Raw genomic sequence first — 17,603 nt, 5'->3', positions numbered from 1 at the left:
GTTCGGCGCGGGGCATCGATCCGCGGGGTCGCGTCGGTAGGGTGTCCGCGTGAACTACCCCGCGCACGCTCATCCGGTCGGCTCCGGCAGCCTTGCCGAGGCCCAGCAGCTGGTGGCGAGCGCCGCGCGGGAACTCGGCGGTGATCCGGCCGCCCAGGCGCTGCTGCGCGAGTGCGACGAGCGGTTGCGTCAGCCGCTGCGGGTGGCGCTGGCCGGGTCGATCAAGGCGGGCAAGTCGACCCTGCTCAACGCGCTCGTCGGCCAGAGCATCGCCCCGACCGACGCGACCGAATGCACCCGCGTGGTCACCTGGTACCGCACCGGTGCCACGCCGACGGTCACCGCGTTCGCCCGCGACGGCGCCGCCGCCAATGTCGCCCTGCGGCGCGGCGCGGGCGCGCACGGCCTCACCTTCGAACTCGACGACCTGCGCTGGCACCCCGCGGGCCCGCACGCCGTCGACCACCTGGAAGTGCGCTGGCCCACCCCCGCCCTCGCGCGCACCACCATCATCGACACCCCCGGCACCTCCTCGCTCTCGCGCGAGGTCTCCGAGCGCACCCTGCGCCTGCTCACCCCCGCCGACCTCGACGCGGGCGCTGTCTCGGTGCCCGGCGCCGATGCCGTCGTCTACCTGCTGCGCCGCCTCGACGCCGCCGACCTGCACTTCCTCGAGCAGGTCGGTTCCGGTGGACCCGCCGGTCCGCTCGGCGTGGTCGGGGTGGTCTCGCGTGCCGACGAGATCAGCGCGGGCCGCATCGACGCGCTGCATTCCGCGCGTCAGGTGGCGGCCCGCTTCGCCACCGAACTCGAGCGCACCGGCCTGTGCCAGGCGGTCATCCCCGTCGCCGGGCTGCTCGCCTTCGCTGCCGCCACCCTGACCCAACCCGAATTCCTCGCCTTCACGGCCCTGACCGCCCTCCCCGCCGACACCCTCGAACTCGCTCTCCTCTCGGCCGACCGCTTCGCCCACCCCGACGCCGACCTGCCGGTGCCGGCCCCGATGCGCGCCCAATTGCTGGACCGCTTCGGCATGTTCGGCGTGCGCATGGCCACCGAACTGGTCCGCACCGGCATCCGCGACGCCGCCGCCCTGGCCGCCGAACTCGCCGCCCGCAGCGGCATCGACGAACTGCGCACGGTCCTGGACGTGCAGTTCGGCCAGCGCGCCGAACAACTCAAGGCCCACTCCGCCCTGACCACCCTCGACCGCGTCCTCACCGCCCACCCCGGCCGCGCCGACCACCTGCTCCCGCGCGTGCGCACCCTGCTCGCCGATGTGCACGGCTTCGCCGAACTCCGGCTGCTCGGCCGCCTGCGCACCGACGAATTGCCGCTGCCCGCCGACGATCTCGCCGAACTGTTCCGCTTGATCGGCGGTGCAGGCGTCGCCGCGCACGTGCGCCTGGGCCTGCCCGCCGACACCGATCCGGCCACCCTGCGCGCCCACGCCGCCGAGGCCGCGCGCCGGTGGCGCACCCGGTCCCGCCACCCCCTGATCGACCAGGCCACGGCCGCCGCCTGCCTGACCGCGGTGCGCAGCGCCGAGGGAGCACTCAGCCAGTTATCGCCTCCCGCGTAACGAAACCGTCGCGGATCGGGACAAGCTTTTCGAACACTCGCATGGCCACGCGTGACAAGCATCCCCGACGGACGAGTACGGATCCGGCGCATTAGCCCCGATCTGGAGGAGCTGACCCCGAATGACCCCCACCGCGATCCTCGAGTTCATCCTGAACCTGTTGCGCGACCCCGAGGCCGCAGCAAACTATTGCAAGGCCCCCGTCCAGGTTCTCTGCGACGCCGACCTGCCTGTCACCCCCGCCGAAATCGCGGCCCTGGCCCCCACCATCTGCCAGTCCCACCACCTCGACACCACCCCCCTCCAGCCCATCATCGCCGCAGGCGCCACCACCGCGGCCACCACCGTCACCGTAGCCACCACCACCGACCTCGGCCTCGAATCCGAAGCCGCCCTCGACCTCACCGCCGACCTGTCCACCGTCGCCGACCTCGACCTGGGCGCAGGCATCGACACAAACCTCGGCCTGGGCGCCGACTTGTCCGCCGGTCTCGACACAGCCCTCGACCTCGCCGCAGGCATCGGCGCCGGAATCGGTGCAGGCATCGGCGCCGGAATCGGTGCCGGCCTGAACACCGGCATAGACGCAGGCATCGACCTCGCGACAGGCGTAGGCGCCGACTTGTCCGCCGGCGTCAACGCAGCCCTCGACCTCGGCACCGACCTGGCCGCAGGCATCGGTGCCGACCTGGCCGCAGGTGCCGATCTGGCCGCAGGTGTCGGTGCCGATCTGGCCGCAGGTGTCGGTGCCGGTCTCGGCATGAGCACCGGCGCCGGCCTGGGCCTGGGCGCCGACTTGGCGGCAGGTGTAGGCGCTGGCGTGGATGCGGGTCTCGGCTTGGGCGGGGATCTGGGCGCTGGCGTGGACGCGGGCCTCGGCTTGGGTGCGGACTTGGCGGCAGGTGTGGGCGCTGGCGTGGATGCGGGTCTCGGCTTGGACGCGGGCCTCGGCCTGGGCGCCGACTTGGCGGCAGGTGTGGGCGCTGGCGTGGACGCGGGTCTCGGCCTGGGCGGGGACCTGGCGGCAGGTGTAGGCGCTGGCGTGGACGCGGGTCTCGGCCTGGGCGGGGACCTGGCCGCAGGCGTAGGCGCCGGGCTCGGCGCCGATCTGGCTGTGGGAGTAGGAGCGGGCCTGGATCTGGGCACTGATCTTGCCGCCGACCTCGGCACGAGCCTCGACACCACACTGTCGTCAACCCTCACCGGCGCCCCGGGCCTCGGTACCGACCTGACCACCGGCGTAGACGCGGGCCTCGGCCTGGGCGGGAGTCTGGCCGCTGGTGTAGGCGCTGGGCTCGCCGCCGACGTGGCCACCGGGGTAGGTGCAGGCGCAGACCTGGGCACCGACCTCGCCGCCGACCTCGGCGCGAATCTCGACCTCGGTACCGACTTGGGCGCTGACATCGCCACAGGACTGGACGCTGGTCTCGGCGCGGGCATCGATCTCGGCGCCGATCTGACCGGTGGCGTGGGCGCGGGCCTCGGCCTGGGCGGGGATCTGGCCGCTGGTGCGGCGGATGTCGAGACCGCCCTGAGCGGTTCCCTCGCTGGCGCAACGGATCTCGGTGCGGGCCTGAACGCGGGTCTCGGTGCGGGTGCCGATCTCGGTGCTGACGTGGCCACCGGCGTAACCGCAGGTCTCGACCTGGGAACGGACCTCGGCGCGAACCTCGATGGCGCCCTGTCGTCGAACCTCGCCGGCGCCTCGGCTCTCGGTGCCGACCTGGCTGGTTCGCTCACTGGTGCTGCGGATCTCGGTGCCGCTGTCAACGGTTCCCTTTCTGGTGCAACGGATCTCGGTGCAGGTATCTCCGGTGTAGTCGGTGGTGCGGCGGGGCTCGGGGGTGCGCTCGACGGTGCTGCGGGATTGGAGACATCGCTGACCGGTACGGTCGATGCTGCGGCCGGAGTGGGTGCCGGGCTCGGTGCTGGTGTGTCGGGTGCGGCGGGTGCGGCGGCGGATCTCGGTGCCGGTGTGTCGGGTGCGCTCGGTACGGCGGCTGGAGTTGGGGCGAGTGTCGATGCCGCGACTTCCGGGTTCGTGGAAGCCGGTGTCGGGCTGGGGACTTCGGTTGAATCCGCCGTGGGCGCCGGGCTCGAAACGTCGCTGACCGGGGCGGGCGGTCTCGCCGGACAGGTCGGTGCGGGCGCATCGGCGGCCGCGAATGTTGGTGCCGCTGCGGCATCTTCGCTGACCGGCGCGGCTACCGCGACCACCCAGCTCGGGCTCGGCAGTCTCGCAGGCGCGGGAGTCGACCTCGTCGGCACCGGTTCCGCCGGAGCCGACCTCGGCGCTCAGATCGCCACCGGCCTCACCACCGGCGCAGCCCTCACCACCGGCACCGAGGCCACCCTGGGCGCCGCCTTCGACTCCACGGCGACGACCGGCCTCGAAACCTCCTTGGGCACAGCCTTCTCCAGCGCGGCATCCGTCTCCACTGCCCTGACAGGCGCGGTCGAATCCAGCACCGCCCTCAACGGCCAGCTCGGTTCGGCCTTCGATTCCGCCCTGTCCGGAGCAGCCGGTACCGGCGCGGCCTTGAACGGCCAGCTCGGTTCGGCCTTCGACACCACCCTGTCCGGAGCGACCGGTACGGGTGCAGCCTTGAACGGCCAGCTCGGTTCGGCCTTCGATTCCACCTTGTCCGGAGCAGCCGGGACCGGCGCGGCCTTGAACGGCCAGTTCAATTCGGCTCTCGACACCACCCTGTCCGGCACGGCCGATACCACCGCCGCCCTCAACGGTGCATTCGACTCCAGCGCGGCCCTCGACAGCTCCCTGGTCGGCGCGTCCACCGTCAGCTCCGCCCTCCAGTCCTCCTTCACCGGCGCCGCAAACTCCGGCCTCGCCACTGGTGGCTCCATCACCTCCGGCCTCGACGGCGCCTCGAGCACGGGCCTCGCGACCGGCGGCGCGTTCGCTACCGGCGCGGAAGGCGCCCTGACCGGCGCGATCGGTTCCGGTGTGGAAGGTGCCGTGGCGACTGGTCTCACGACGGGTGGCTCGTTCGTGACCGGCGCAGATGGCGCCCTGAGCGGCACGACCGCCACGGCCAGTGGCGCGATCGGCTCCGGTGTGGATGGTGCTGTGGGTACCGGCTTCACTACGGGTGGTTCGTTCGGAACAGGTGTCGACGGCGCTCTGGGCGGCGCGGTCGGCAGCACTGCCGCGGCCGGTGGCGCGATCGGCTCCGGCGTGGAAGGTGCCGTGGGCACAAGCCTCACCACCGGCGGCTCCTTCACCGGCGCGGTGGAAACCGCCGGATCGGCAGCCACCGGCGTGGACGCCTCGCTGACCGGCACCACCGAAGCGGCCTCCTCGACCGGCGTCTGGTCCGACCCCGACCTGTCCGGAGCCTTCGGCGGCGACCTCACCGGCACCGCTGTGACCACGACCGAATCCACCGTCGGCGTCGCCTCGGGCCTCGGCACCACCTGGTCGAACATCGATCCCGACAGCGCCTTCGGCCCCGGTCTGCACGAGTCGCCGCTCACCGGTGACACGGGTCTGCTCGGGGAGTCCACCGTCGCGAGCGAGCAGCAGCTCGACACCGCCGGCCTGTTCCACTGAGCTGATCAGCGACGGGGAAAGCGATGGACACGGTGCTCGCGGTGCTCGACGACACCGTGGCGGCCGCCCGCGCCGCGGGTCGCGACGACCTGGTCGCCCGGCTGGAGACAGCCGCGGCCAGGATGCGCGACCCGCGCAGGCGGATCATCGTCGCGGGCCAGCGTGACCAGGGCAAGAGCCGCTTCGTGAACGCCCTGCTGAATCAGGATGTGTGCCCGGTGGGTGACGAGCTCACCACCACCATCCCGATCCAGCTGGCCCACGCCGACCAGCCGAAGGCCGAATTGGTCCTCGCGGCAACCGGTTCGGAGGATCGCGTCGAGTTCCCCCTCGACGACCTGGCCACGATCGACTCCCGCACCCCACTCGCCGCTGGCAGGCAGATCATCCGCATCGATGTGCACCTGCCCAACCCCTTGCTCGCCGACGGCATCGTCCTCGTCGACACCCCCGGCATCGGCGGCACCGGCACCACCCTGGGTGTCCTGGAAATGCTCCCCGCCGCCGATGCCGTTCTCTTCCTCACCGACGCTTCGACCGAACTCACCGCCCCGGAACTCACCTTCCTGCGCCAGGCGCGCGAATTGTGCCCGGCGACAGCGGTCTTGATGACGAAGTCCGATCTCTATCCGCATTGGCGTCAGGTCTTCGCCGCCGACCGCGCCCACCTGGCCGCCGCCGACCTGACCGTCCCGCTCCTGCCGGTCTCGTCCCTGCTGCGCGCCCACGCCCTACGCCTGCAGGACGCCCAGCTCGGCGCGGAATCCGGCTTCGGCGAACTCTTCCAGTTCCTGCGCGAGCAGGTGGTCTCCCGCGACGAGGCCACCGCGCGGGCGGGGGTGATGAAGGAGATGTCCTCGGCTGCCGAACATCTCGCGCTCACCGTCGGCAGCGAACTGGTCGCCCTGCGCGATCCGCAGCAGGCCGCCGCCGCGGTCGCCGAACTGCATGCCGCGAAAGCCGCCGCCCAGCAACTGCATCGCCGCACCGCCACCTGGCAGCAGACCCTCGCCGACGGCATCACCGACCTCGCCGGCGATGTCGATCACGACCTGCGCGAACGCCTGCGCACCATCAGCCGCACCGGCGAGGAGTGGATCGACGAGCACGACCCCGGCAGGCACTGGAACGCCATCGCCGAATGGCTCACCGGCACAGTCGATACCGCGCTCGGTGAGAACCTGCTCTTCGCGCACACCCGCGCCGAGGCGCTGGCCGAACGGGTCGCCGAACACTTCCAGGAACTCGGTGCCGTCGAACTCCCCGCCGCACTGGACCATTCCGGAACGGTCGGCGGCACGGCGACCCTCGGCGAACTCGAACCCGATATCGGTGTGGTCTCCAAGGTCCTCGTCGGCATGCGCGGTTCCTACGGCGGCGTCCTGATGGTCGGTCTGGCAACGACTTTCGCCGGACTGGCGATGCTGAACCCGATCTCGCTCGGCGCGGGCGTGCTGGTCGGCGGCAAGGCCTACCGCGACGACAAGCAGGCGCGCATGGCCCGCCGCCGCGGCGAGGCCAAGAACGCCGTGCGCCGCTTCCTCGATGACGTCGCGTTCCAGGCGGGCAAGGATTCCAAGGACCGCATGCACCGCATCCACCGGTCCCTGCGCGACCACTACGCGGGCATCGCCGAACGCAGCCTGCGGTCGATCGACGAATCCCTCACCGCCGCACAGGAAGCCGCGAACGCCCAGGTCTCGCACCGCGCGCATCGCATCGCCACCCTGGAACGCCAGCTGACCGCCGTCGCCGCACTGCGCCGCTACACCGAACAGTCCGGCGCGCCGGCGAGCCTGGAGCCGGCGCCCTGAGGCGTCGAGTGGGCGGGCCTGCTCCCTCTCGCGACACCGCGCATCAGGCCCGCCCAAATCCGGAAGACTTCAGATGAAGCAGGCGGCGACCCCACCGAGCCCGCGTCGCCACTGAACCTTGCCCATAGATGCACGCATGCTGTTGAAAATAGCGGTTCACCCCGGTGCGGCACCCCTCCACGAGTGCCCCCAAAATTCGGGGCGACCGCTCGGTCTCATCCGCTGACAGGTTGCGTCACGATCGCGCATCGCCCGCCGCGGTTGAGTCCAGGCCGCGCAAGAATGGCTAGGGTTCGGGAATACATCGCCGCAGCTGCTGGTTGTCCTGATCAACAAGGTTGAGCGCAACTGACTCAAGTCTGGGTTGACTCCGGGAGGACTCCGGAGGCAGGATTGAGCCCACTGCGCTCAGCGTTGCTCGAGACTATTGCCCTAGAACGTCCAAACAGGAGGAAATCACTATGGCTCGTGCGGTCGGAATCGACCTCGGGACCACGAACTCTGTCGTCGCCGTGCTGGAAGGCGGTGAGCCGGTCGTCGTCGCGAACTCCGAGGGTTCGCGCACCACCCCCTCGATCGTCGCCTTCGCCAAGAACGGCGAGGTTCTCGTGGGTCAGCCCGCGAAGAACCAGGCGGTCACCAACGTCGACCGCACGATCCGCTCGGTCAAGCGCCACATCGGCACCGACTGGTCGGTGGAGATCGACGACAAGAAGTACACGCCGCAGGAGATCTCCGCGCGCACGCTGATGAAGCTCAAGCGCGACGCCGAGGCCTACCTCGGTGAGGAGATCACCGACGCGGTCATCACCGTCCCCGCCTACTTCGAGGACGCCCAGCGTCAGGCCACCAAGGAAGCCGGCCAGATCGCCGGCCTCAACGTGCTGCGCATCGTCAACGAGCCCACCGCGGCCGCGCTCGCGTACGGCCTGGACAAGGGTGACAAAGAGCAGACCATCCTGGTCTTCGACCTCGGTGGCGGCACCTTCGACGTCTCGCTGCTGGAGATCGGTGAGGGCGTCGTCGAGGTCCGCGCGACCTCCGGTGACAACCACCTCGGCGGCGACGACTGGGACGAGCGCGTCGTCACCTGGCTCGTCGACAAGTTCAAGGCCAGCTCGGGCATCGACCTGACCAAGGACAAGATGGCCCTGCAGCGTCTGCGCGAGGCGGCCGAGAAGGCGAAGATCGAGCTGAGCTCCAGCCAGAGCACCTCGATCAACCTGCCCTACATCACCGTCGACGCGGACAAGAACCCGCTGTTCCTCGACGAGCAGCTCACCCGCTCGGAGTTCCAGAAGATCACCTCCGATCTGCTGGATCGCACCCGCGCGCCGTTCCAGTCCGTCATCAAGGACGCCGGCATCAACGTGGCCGACATCGACCACGTCGTGCTCGTCGGTGGCTCCACCCGTATGCCCGCCGTCTCCGAGCTGGTCAAGGAACTGACCGGCGGCCGTGAGCCGAACAAGGGCGTGAACCCGGACGAGGTCGTCGCCGTGGGCGCCGCCCTGCAGGCCGGTGTGCTCAAGGGTGAGGTCAAGGACGTCCTGCTGCTCGATGTCACCCCGCTGTCGCTGGGTATCGAGACCAAGGGTGGCGTGATGACCAAGCTCATCGAGCGCAACACCACCATCCCCACCAAGCGGTCGGAGACCTTCACCACCGCCGACGACAACCAGCCGTCGGTGCAGATCCAGGTCTTCCAGGGTGAGCGCGAGATCGCCTCGCACAACAAGCTGCTCGGCTCCTTCGAGCTGACCGGCCTGCCCCCGGCCCCGCGCGGCGTGCCGCAGATCGAGGTCACCTTCGACATCGACGCCAACGGCATCGTGCACGTCACCGCGAAGGACAAGGGCACCGGCAAGGAGAACAAGATCAAGATCCAGGACGGCTCCGGCCTGTCCAAGGAAGAGATCGACCGGATGGTCAAGGACGCCGAGGCGCACGCCGCCGAGGACAAGACCCGCCGCGAAGAGGCCGAGACCCGCAACCAGGCCGAGTCGCTGGTGCACCAGACCGAGAAGTTCATCACCGAGCAGAAGGCGAGCGAGGGCGGCGCGCAGGTGTCGGCCGAGCTGCTGGCCGATGCCGAGAACGCGGTCGCCGAGGCCAAGAAGGCGCTCGAGGGCACCGACATCGCGGCCATCAAGACCGCGGTGGAGAAGCTGGCCACCGAGTCGCAGAAGGTCGGCCAGGCGATCTACGAGTCGCAGGCCGCCCAGGACGCGCAGACCGGAGCCGCAGGCAACGGCGCGGGCCCGGCCGACGACGACCAGGTCGTCGATGCCGAGGTCGTCGACGACCCGGCTGACAAGAAGTGACCGAGGCCAACTCCGAGCAGGAGTTGATCGAGGACATCGTCGAGGACGCCGAAGCCCCCGAGGCGGAGGTGCTCGACGCCGAGACCGAGGCGCCGGTCAGCGACGAGCTGGCCGAGCGCACGGCCGACCTGCAGCGGTTGACCGCGGAATACGCGAACTACCGCCGCCGCGTCGAGCGTGACCGGCAGGCCAACATCGACGCGGCCAAGGCCGCGGTGGTGAGCGAACTGCTCGGCGTGCTCGACGATCTGGACCGGGCCAGGGCGCACGGCGACCTGGAGGCGGGCCCGCTCAAGTCCGTCGCCGACAAGCTCGAGACCGCGCTCACCAAGCAGGGTCTCGTCGAGTTCGGCGCGGTGGGCGAGCCGTTCGACCCCACGCTGCACGAGGCCGTGCAGCACGAGGGTTCGGGTGCCGATCCGGTGATCGGCCTGGTCATGCGCAAGGGCTATCGGTTCGGCGAGCGAGTGCTTCGGCACGCGCTGGTCGGGGTAACCGATGCCGAGGTCGCCGAGGCATCGGATCCGGATGCCGGCGCCGACAACGAATAAGGCGAGAGGAGGAGATGCCCGGTGAGCCAACGGGAGTGGATCGAGAAGGACTTCTACAAGGAGCTGGGTGTCTCCGCCGGCGCCTCGCAGGACGAGATCAAGAAGGCCTACCGCAAGCTGGCCCGCGACCTGCATCCGGATTCCAATCCGGGTGACACCAAGGCCGAGGAGAAGTTCAAGGCCGTCAGCGAAGCCAACGCGGTGCTCTCGGATCCGGCCAAGCGCAAGGAGTACGACGAGACCCGCCGCCTGTTCGCGGGCGGCGGGGGCGGCGGCCGCGCCTACGGCGGGTTCAATCCCGGCGCGGGCGGCGGCTTCTCGCAGGACTTCAACATCGGTGACATCTTCGGTCAGGCCGGCGGCGCGGGCGCTGCCGGTGACGGCGGGCTCGGCGATCTGCTGGGCGGGCTGTTCAACCGGGGTGGCGGCGCGCGCGGTGCGAGCCGCCCGCGTCGCGGCGCCGATGTGGAGACCGAGACCACGCTGGGCTTCCGCGAGGCGGCCCAGGGTGTCACCGTGCCGCTGCGGATGACCAGCCCGTCGCCGTGCACCACCTGCCACGGGTCCGGCGCCAAGCCGGGCACCAGCCCGCGGGTGTGCCCGAACTGCAACGGGGCCGGTGTCGTCAGCCGTAATCAGGGCGCGTTCGGTTTCAGCGAGCCCTGCGACGACTGCCGCGGCACCGGGTCGATCATCGACGACCCGTGCACCGACTGCTCGGGCACCGGTATCCAGAACCGCACCCGCACCATCACCGTCCGGATTCCGCCGGGCGTCAGCGATGGGCAGAAGATCCGGCTCGCCGGTCAGGGTGAGGCGGGCCTGCGCGGGGCGCCCTCGGGCGACCTGTATGTGACGGTGCACGTCAGCCAGGACAAGGTCTTCGGCCGCCAGGGCGACGACCTCACCCTGGTGCTCCCGGTGAGCTACAGCGAATTGGTGCTGGGGACAACTGTTTCCGTGCCCACGCTGGACGGCCGGGTCGGCGTGAAGGTGCCGCCGGGCACCGCCGACGGGCGTATCCTGCGGGTACGCGGTCGTGGTGTGCCCAAGCGCGGCGCGGCGGGCGGCGCCGGTGACCTGCTGGTCACGGTGAAGGTCGCGGTTCCGCAGGCGCTGGACTCCGACGCCACCGATGCGCTCAAGCGCTATCAGGAGGCCGAGAAGGCCAGTGGCTTCGATCCGCGTGCGGGATGGGCGGGTGCTTGATGTCCGATAGTCCGAAGTCAGCGTCGGGTGGTGGCTCGCGTGCCGAGTTCTTCATGATCTCGGTGGCGGCCCAGCTGGCGGGTATGCACGCGCAGACGTTGCGCACCTACGACCGGCTGGGTCTGGTCACGCCCCAACGCACTTCGGGTGGCGGACGCCGGTACTCGGCTCGCGACGTGGAACTGCTGCGCGAAGTGCAGCGGTTGTCGCAGGACGAGGGCGTCAACCTCGCGGGCATCAAACGCATCATCGAGCTCACCAACCAGGTCGAGGCGCTGCAGCAGCGCGTCGAGGAGATGAGTGCGGAGCTGGAGCGGTTGCGGGCCGGATACCGGCCCGACCTGACCCCACCCCAGCGCAGTACCGCGCTGGTGGTGTGGCAGCCGCGCCACCGGCGCTGAGGTCGCTCGATACGACGAACCCCCGGTTCGATATCCATTGCGGTGGATGCGGACCGGGGGTTCGTTCGTCGCCGGTCAATCATCGGCGATCGGCTGGTGATTATTCAGCAACCTCTTTATTCCTGATCTTGTTGTCCGATAGGTCCGGTCCAGCCCTGTGAGGTGCGGGTTTATCGCCGGGCAGCGGTAAATGTTTGCTGGCGGGACGCTGAATTCGGGCTGACGGAAGGGTATTTCGACAGTGCAGGCAAGACGCTCCAGTGTGCATCGCCCGCGTGTCATGGCACGGCGCGTCGCACTCGTCCGCTCGGTGGTCGTAGCGGAAAGGTCGCTCTACCAGGCACATTGGGTCGCGTATGCCGGAAATGCCAGGAAGATCGCGGAAGCGTGAGGTCATGTTGATGGCCGTTTTACCGTCATAGGGTCTGTTTTTGAGGGATACTGCCGCATCCTGCCTGGTATTTTTAGAATTACACGCGTGATGTTTAAGAGTACGATTCCGAAGCTGGCAAACCTCGCCTAGACTTCTCGCATCGGCTGCTGACGAGTGTCCTCCCAGCCCGTCACTCGCCGGCGCGGACTGCGTTCGATGGCGAAACGAGGTTGTGACACATATGGATTCGCGGACTGTCGCTTTGATCCGTACCACGTTCAAGGCGGTTGCTGCGGAAGACGGTGGGTCCGAACGGCTGTCGAGGTCGTTCTACTCGATCCTGTTCACGGACTACCCCCCGATCCGTGACTACTTCCCGGCTGCCATGGACGCCCAGCGCGACCGTCTGGTCACCGCGATCGGCTACGCGCTCGACCGGCTGGAAGAGCCGGACAAGCTGCTGCCGTTCCTGGCCCAGCTCGGCCGCGACCATCGCAAATACGGTGTGCAACCCGCGCACTATGTCGCGGTGGCCAATTCGCTGAAGTCGGCCATGCGCCAGTTCGCCGGAACCGAGATGTGGACCGACGAGGTCGCCACCGCCTGGGACGAGGGCCTGGCCATGATCAGCGGCGCCATGATCAGCGCCGCTGAGAAGGAGGCCACCCCCGCGGTGTGGACCGCCTCGGTGGTCGAATGCCGCGAGGTGCTGCGCAATCTGTCGATCATCCGGGTGCAGCTCGACCAGCCGATGGAATACGCGGCGGGCCAGTACCTCAGCGTCCAGATCCCGGCGCGCCCCCGGATGTGGCGCTACCTGTCCCCGGCCAACCCCGCCAATGCCAACGGCGAGATCGAGTTCCACGTGCGCAGCGTGCTCGGCGGCTGGGTGAGCCCCGCGATGGTCGCGCACACCAGCGTCGGCGACCAGTGGCAGCTCGGCTCCCCACTCGGCGGCCTCGGCGTCCCCCGCAACACCAAACGCAAGATGCTCATGGTCGGCTGCGGCACCGGCATCGCCCCCCTGCGCGCGCAGATCATGTCGATGGCCCAGCGCCGGGTCAACCCGAAGGTCCACCTCTTCGTCGGCGGCCACCACCCCTGCGACCTCTACGACCTACAGGTCCTGAGCCAGCTCGCCGTCGCCAACAAATGGCTCTCGGTCACCCCCGTCACCGAAAGCGACGAAAACCCCTGGTGGTACTTCGATTCCGGCGAACCAACCACCGACCTCCCCGGCCTCGAACCCCGCATGACCGGCCAGATCGGCAAGGTGGTCGCCTCCTACGGCCCCTGGTCCGACCGAGACGTCCAGATAGTCGGCTCCCCCTCCATGGTCCAAACCACCAAGTTCCGCCTCATGGCCGCAGGCACCCAAGCCGACTCGATCCGCCACGACCCGTTGTTCTGAGCCGACCGGGGTGGCATATAGTTCCTTCCCCTAGCGCTGGCTACGCCGGGTGGGAGTCGGAAGGGTTCATGGTGGGTGCTTCTCCGTTGTTGCGGGCGGTCTTTCGCGATGTGCAGCACCTGTACGGACCCGAGGACGAGGGGTTCGTCTTCGAGGACGGGCCAGGTCCGATCGGCCACATCGACGTGCTCGTGTACCGCCCGACCCCACGCATCCCGGTGACCACCTTCGCCACGGTCGGCATGGCCGCCGGTGAGATGCCCGCGACCCCGGGCCCGGGCGCCGGTGGCCGCGCCGAACTGCGATTCTCCTGGCGGGGGCAACCGACACCGGAGTGGGAATCGGCCGTCGCCCAACTGCTGGCGAATCTCGCCGCCTACCCCTGGATCACCGACCAGCAGCTCGGCTGGGGTCACATGATGACCCTGGAGGACGACTTCCCCGGCTTCCCCGACTGCCGCACGGTAATGTTCGCGGGCCCCCTGTTCCCCGACGCCCAGGACATCTTCGAGGCCGACGGCACCACGGTCCGAATCCTGAACATCGTCCCCCTTACCGACACCGAAACCGCGAGGGCCCGAACCATGCCGTCCGGCTTCTTCCTCACCGAACTCATGAACGAGGTCGACCTCTTCAGCCCGCGCTAGGCCCCATGAGCGGTGGGCGGATTGCCGGGATCCGGCGAGCCCGTCAGACGAAAGGGACTCGCCGTGGTCGCGGATGACCGGCTCAGGTCGATCGCGGTGATCCATGTATTCACCTCAGCAACAGCGTCGTCGAGGGAAAGCGCCAGTGCTCCGGAGGCTGCAGCTTTGGCGTAGTCGTTGGGCCAGTGCGGATAGCTTGCCACTGTCGGCGGCCAAGAACGCGGCCGAAGTCCGAGATTGCGCGCCTCCCGAGCACGGGCGTCGAAGACTGCAATCGCGGCTGCTCGGATTTCCGGGAGGGTGGGACTGCCCGTAGCGGCTACGAGGTCTCGGATGAGGAGCAGGTCGACGACGTCGCGCGGGCGGTCGTTGACTGCGTTCGGTGGTTCGTGCAAGTCGGAGACCGCGTGGAGCTTCTGTGCGATCTGGAACCGCATGGCGATGCCGACGAGGCTGTCTGGATCTGGTAGGCCGAAACCGCTCAATGGAAGTGCTTCGATCGCTTCGAACTCGTCTCCGATGCCTGCTTCGTCCGGCGAGACTTCGAACTGGATACGGCGCCAGGTCGCACCACGAATTTCCAGGATGATGTCGAACCGACGCGGCTTGGTCAGCTTGGTGGGGACTCCGACGACTGCGATTTCGCCCCGCCGTAGCGTGAGCGGTCCCCATGGCTCGGTGAGCGCTGATTCCAGCGCGAGGAAGAACTCGTCGAGATCACCACGGACAATTCCGTCGACATCTTTGGTAGCGCGTGCCGTCGCATCGAGTCGATGCTGAAGCAGCGTTCCACCCTTGAGCAGGAACAACTTCCGTCCGTCGATATCAAGTGCGCGCTGGACCGCGGCGATGGCTACAGATGACGCGACGAGCCAGCCGAGCCGCCCAGCTTTGGCTTCGGTCCCGAGTTTCCCTTCGGCTTGGGTGATCCAATTGTTGAGCACCGTGGTCGTCATCGGTGCTTTGGTTTTCGGCGGCAACGTACTCAGCATCGCCGTCAGACGTGAGCCGACGGGCTCATCGGGCATCGCGTGCCTCCAATGCATTGGTCAAGTCTTCGCGTTCGTCGGTCGTTACGCGGCCCTGCGCGTGTCCACGCTCGATCGCCTGCCGCAGTAGATAGGTTTGCGTGCCCCCGACGATGCACTGCTGGATCGCGGTTCTCGGTGTGACCGTCGGGATTTCGTGCGCCCATCCGATCTGGGACGGGTCGAGGTCCTCGGTGTGGATCATGTAGTCATCACCGTCGGCTCGGCGTAGTCGACGGTGTTTGCCGATGGTGACGTGGATCTGGTGAGGGTTGACATCGCTGATGCCGTACAGGTCCAACGCGGTTTCGTGACTCAGGCACGCCTCGGGCGCGCGCGTCCAGAGTACGGCGAGCATGAGCTGGTCGTACTCACCTACTGGGTATCGGGGGAAGCGGTAGACGCCGTGTGCGACACGCATCAGAGTGCCGCGGTGAACAAGCATCTGCAGTGCGTACTTGTCGATCTCCAGATCTGTGGCCTGGCGTGCTGTGACGAATCCGTGCTGTGTAGTGGCAACTTCCCACAGCTGGTCGCGCGCCAGCTCCCTGGGGCTCATGGCAATAGTATAACGCAATAGTTATACTATTGACGAACGGCTTGCGCTGGATCGCGGGATCAGGCGCCTTCCGAGCGGATGTTCTCTGGTGGTGTCCCCGATTCGAGCAACCGGTCGACCGTGGTGCGCACCATCGCGGGCGACCCACACACCAGCACCTGCTGCTGGGCGAAGGGCCCGTGCGTGGCGGCGACATCGGCGAGGGTGCCGTAGAGCATCTCTTCGGGAGCGAACCCGATATCGGAGCGCGTCTGCTCGTGCCATTCGTCGCGAATTGCGGGATCGTCGGCACTTTCCACCACGGGAATGACTGTCAGCCAAGGCAATTCACCGGCCAGCAGGAACAGCATGTCCGAGGCGTAGAGATCGCGGGGCGAGCGGCCGCCGTAGAAGAGATAAGTCCGGGGCGGGGTTTCACGCCGGGCCAGATCGAGAATCTGCGCGCGCATCGGCGCCAATCCCGTGCCACCGGCGATCATGACGACCTCGGCCGCTTCGGGATCGATCCGGAAAACCCCGTACGGCGCGTGGATTCGCCACTGATCACCGGGTTTGGTGTCGCTCACGATCGAATCCGAGCACCACCCGCCGGGCACCGTGCGCACATGGAATTCCAGTTTCCCGTCCAGCGAGGGCGGCAGCGCGGGGGAGTAGCGCCGCCGCACCCCGGGATGCTGCGGAACCTCCACCTCGACCGACCCGCCCGCCGCGAACGGCACGAAATCACCGATCAGCCGGATCACCGCCAGGTCGTTGCGCAGGCGATGATGGCCGACGACGGTCGCCGTCCACGCGGGATCGGGAAACTCGCTCACGGGCGCTCCTTGACTCAGCCGACGGGATCGGCGGCGATGATCTGGCTGGGCGTGCCCGCCCGGATGAGCGCCCGGCGGGTGTCGGCGATCATCTGCGGCGACCCGGCGATCTGGATCTGCCGGTCGGCCCAGTTGCCGAAGCTGGTCACCACCGCACCCAGATTACCGATCAGCCGCCGATGCATGCCGACCGGCGGTTCGGCCGAATCCTGCGGATACCACCAGGGATTGGTGTTCTCCTCGCACACCGGCACCACCGTCAGCCACGGGTTCGACTGGGAGAGCTGCCACATGTTGTTCACGTCGTACAGGTCGCCCGGGTACCGCCCGCCGACGAAGAAGTGCACCCGCGGATTGATCCCGCGCTGACTCATCTCGATCAGCTGCGCGCGCAGCGGCGCGATGCCGGTGCCCGAGCCGATGAGCAGCACGTCGCGACCGGATTCCCGGTCCACGTGCAGGCCACCGAGCGGTCCGGCGATCTTCCACCGGTCCCCGACCTTGGTGTCGTTGACGATCGCCGGGCTCACCCAGCCGCCGCTGATCCGCCGCACATGGAACTCGACCTCGCCATACGGGTTGGCCGGGATGGCGGGGGAGTAGTAGCGCCACATATTGGGCCGCTGCGGAATGGCGACCGGCACGTACTGGCCCGCCTTGAACGGAATCGGTCCGTCGGCCTGGAGTCGCACGATCGCCAGGTCGTCGAGGACCCGGCGATGCCCCACGACCGTCGCGTCCCAGTACGGCTGCGACTTGTCCTCGTTCGCGCCGATCGCCATCGAGGCCGAGACGAGGATGGTGATGTCGCTCCAGCCCTCGTGCAGCTCGCGGGTCCAGCGATTGCCGTGGTAGGTGCGCAGCGCGCCGAGCAGCGCGCGACCCGCCATGTCGTAGTGGTCGGCCTCGACCCCGTATTTGCGGTGGTCGCGAGCCAGTTGCTCGAGGAATTTCTGCGCGCGATCGAAGTCCTCGAGATTGTCGAGGACGAACTGCAGCGCCGTCACGAGCCGCTTGGGTTGCATGTCCATCGCGGGCGGGAACAGCTCCCGCAACCTCGGGTCCTGTGCGAACAGGTGACCGTAGAACGCGCTGATCAGCCGCTCGGGACCGCCCGGTGCCTCCGACACCCCGCGGAAATCGGCGCGGACCAGCGCAAGCGAACGCGCATCCACGTCGTCAAGCTCCCTTTCCCTGGAATTGCTGCGATGTGGCCCCGCCCGACGGCGGACACCGGTTCCAGTATCCCCCGAAACCGCTGGTTGGGTGCAGGGATGCTCATCACGCCGCCCCACGAGCCGGACGGATCTTATCGATC

Annotated in this window: 13 protein-coding genes and 1 pseudogene; 10 read left to right on the top strand and 4 right to left on the bottom strand. The window is 68.6% G+C overall.

Annotated features, from left to right (window positions below):
• The first annotated feature begins 49 nt into the window (after window positions 1-49).
• The 10 genes and pseudogenes from ACFC06_RS16415 to ACFC06_RS16370 all read left to right on the top strand — a co-directional run bounded on the left by ACFC06_RS16415 (window position 50) and on the right by ACFC06_RS16370 (window position 13,883).
• Window positions 50-1,582, top strand: coding sequence for a dynamin family protein (locus tag ACFC06_RS16415; RefSeq protein WP_375931318.1), 1,533 nt, complete (start codon window positions 50-52; stop codon window positions 1,580-1,582).
• A 121-nt stretch (window positions 1,583-1,703) separates the two neighbouring features.
• Window positions 1,704-1,841, top strand: a pseudogene (locus tag ACFC06_RS16410) (IniB N-terminal domain-containing protein); the annotation flags it as partial.
• Between the two features lie 219 nt (window positions 1,842-2,060).
• On the top strand, window positions 2,061-5,153 hold the full coding sequence (locus ACFC06_RS16405; protein ID WP_375935739.1) for a beta strand repeat-containing protein: 3,093 nt from the start codon (window positions 2,061-2,063) through the stop codon (window positions 5,151-5,153).
• A gap of 23 nt (window positions 5,154-5,176) precedes the next feature.
• The gene (locus ACFC06_RS16400) at window positions 5,177-6,967 is read left to right on the top strand and encodes a dynamin family protein (RefSeq protein ID WP_375931315.1); all 1,791 of its coding nucleotides are present in this window, start codon (window positions 5,177-5,179) and stop codon (window positions 6,965-6,967) included.
• A gap of 461 nt (window positions 6,968-7,428) precedes the next feature.
• Window positions 7,429-9,291 carry a molecular chaperone DnaK gene (gene dnaK / locus ACFC06_RS16395; RefSeq protein WP_375931312.1) on the top strand — a complete coding sequence of 621 codons (1,863 nt, stop codon included), beginning with the start codon at window positions 7,429-7,431 and terminating at the stop codon, window positions 9,289-9,291.
• The gene (grpE, locus tag ACFC06_RS16390; RefSeq protein ID WP_375931309.1) at window positions 9,288-9,842 is read left to right on the top strand and encodes a nucleotide exchange factor GrpE; all 555 of its coding nucleotides are present in this window, start codon (window positions 9,288-9,290) and stop codon (window positions 9,840-9,842) included. The genes dnaK and grpE overlap by 4 nt, the downstream gene beginning before the upstream one ends.
• Before the next feature lie 21 nt (window positions 9,843-9,863).
• Complete coding sequence (dnaJ, locus tag ACFC06_RS16385) at window positions 9,864-11,051, top strand: molecular chaperone DnaJ (RefSeq protein WP_375931306.1); 1,188 nt, start codon at window positions 9,864-9,866, stop codon at window positions 11,049-11,051.
• Entirely contained in the window at window positions 11,051-11,452 is a 402-nt protein-coding gene (locus ACFC06_RS16380; protein WP_375931303.1) for a heat shock protein transcriptional repressor HspR, read from the top strand. Before dnaJ ends, ACFC06_RS16380 begins: the two co-directional genes overlap by 1 nt.
• A gap of 614 nt (window positions 11,453-12,066) precedes the next feature.
• A complete protein-coding gene (locus tag ACFC06_RS16375; RefSeq protein WP_278261865.1) occupies window positions 12,067-13,236 on the top strand; it encodes a globin domain-containing protein in 1,170 nt (389 codons plus the stop codon).
• Between the two features lie 68 nt (window positions 13,237-13,304).
• On the top strand, window positions 13,305-13,883 hold the full coding sequence (locus tag ACFC06_RS16370; RefSeq protein WP_375931299.1) for a suppressor of fused domain protein: 579 nt from the start codon (window positions 13,305-13,307) through the stop codon (window positions 13,881-13,883).
• On the opposite strand, the gene ACFC06_RS16365 is transcribed toward ACFC06_RS16370, so the two are convergent.
• From ACFC06_RS16365 to ACFC06_RS16350, 4 genes are read right to left on the bottom strand one after another with little or no spacing between them, the layout of a single operon-like run.
• Window positions 13,880-14,911, bottom strand: coding sequence for a nucleotidyl transferase AbiEii/AbiGii toxin family protein (locus ACFC06_RS16365; RefSeq protein ID WP_375931296.1), 1,032 nt, complete (start codon window positions 14,909-14,911; stop codon window positions 13,880-13,882). The two genes, ACFC06_RS16370 and ACFC06_RS16365, sit on opposite strands and share 4 nt — an antisense overlap.
• Window positions 14,901-15,470 carry a type IV toxin-antitoxin system AbiEi family antitoxin domain-containing protein gene (locus ACFC06_RS16360; protein ID WP_375931293.1) on the bottom strand — a complete coding sequence of 190 codons (570 nt, stop codon included), beginning with the start codon at window positions 15,468-15,470 and terminating at the stop codon, window positions 14,901-14,903. Before ACFC06_RS16360 ends, ACFC06_RS16365 begins: the two co-directional genes overlap by 11 nt.
• Window positions 15,471-15,529: 59 nt before the next feature.
• Complete coding sequence (locus ACFC06_RS16355; RefSeq protein WP_375931290.1) at window positions 15,530-16,285, bottom strand: FAD-binding oxidoreductase; 756 nt, start codon at window positions 16,283-16,285, stop codon at window positions 15,530-15,532.
• A gap of 14 nt (window positions 16,286-16,299) precedes the next feature.
• Window positions 16,300-17,460, bottom strand: a complete 1,161-nt coding sequence (locus tag ACFC06_RS16350) for an FAD-binding oxidoreductase (RefSeq protein WP_375931287.1) — start codon at window positions 17,458-17,460, stop codon at window positions 16,300-16,302.
• Window positions 17,461-17,603 lie beyond the last annotated feature (143 nt).

Origin of the sequence: Nocardia sp. NPDC056064, assembly GCF_042266925.1 — a bacterium.
Taxonomy (GTDB): domain Bacteria; phylum Actinomycetota; class Actinomycetes; order Mycobacteriales; family Mycobacteriaceae; genus Nocardia.
Note: the sequence above shows the minus strand (reverse complement) of the source record. Positions and strands in the feature narration are given on the sequence as shown.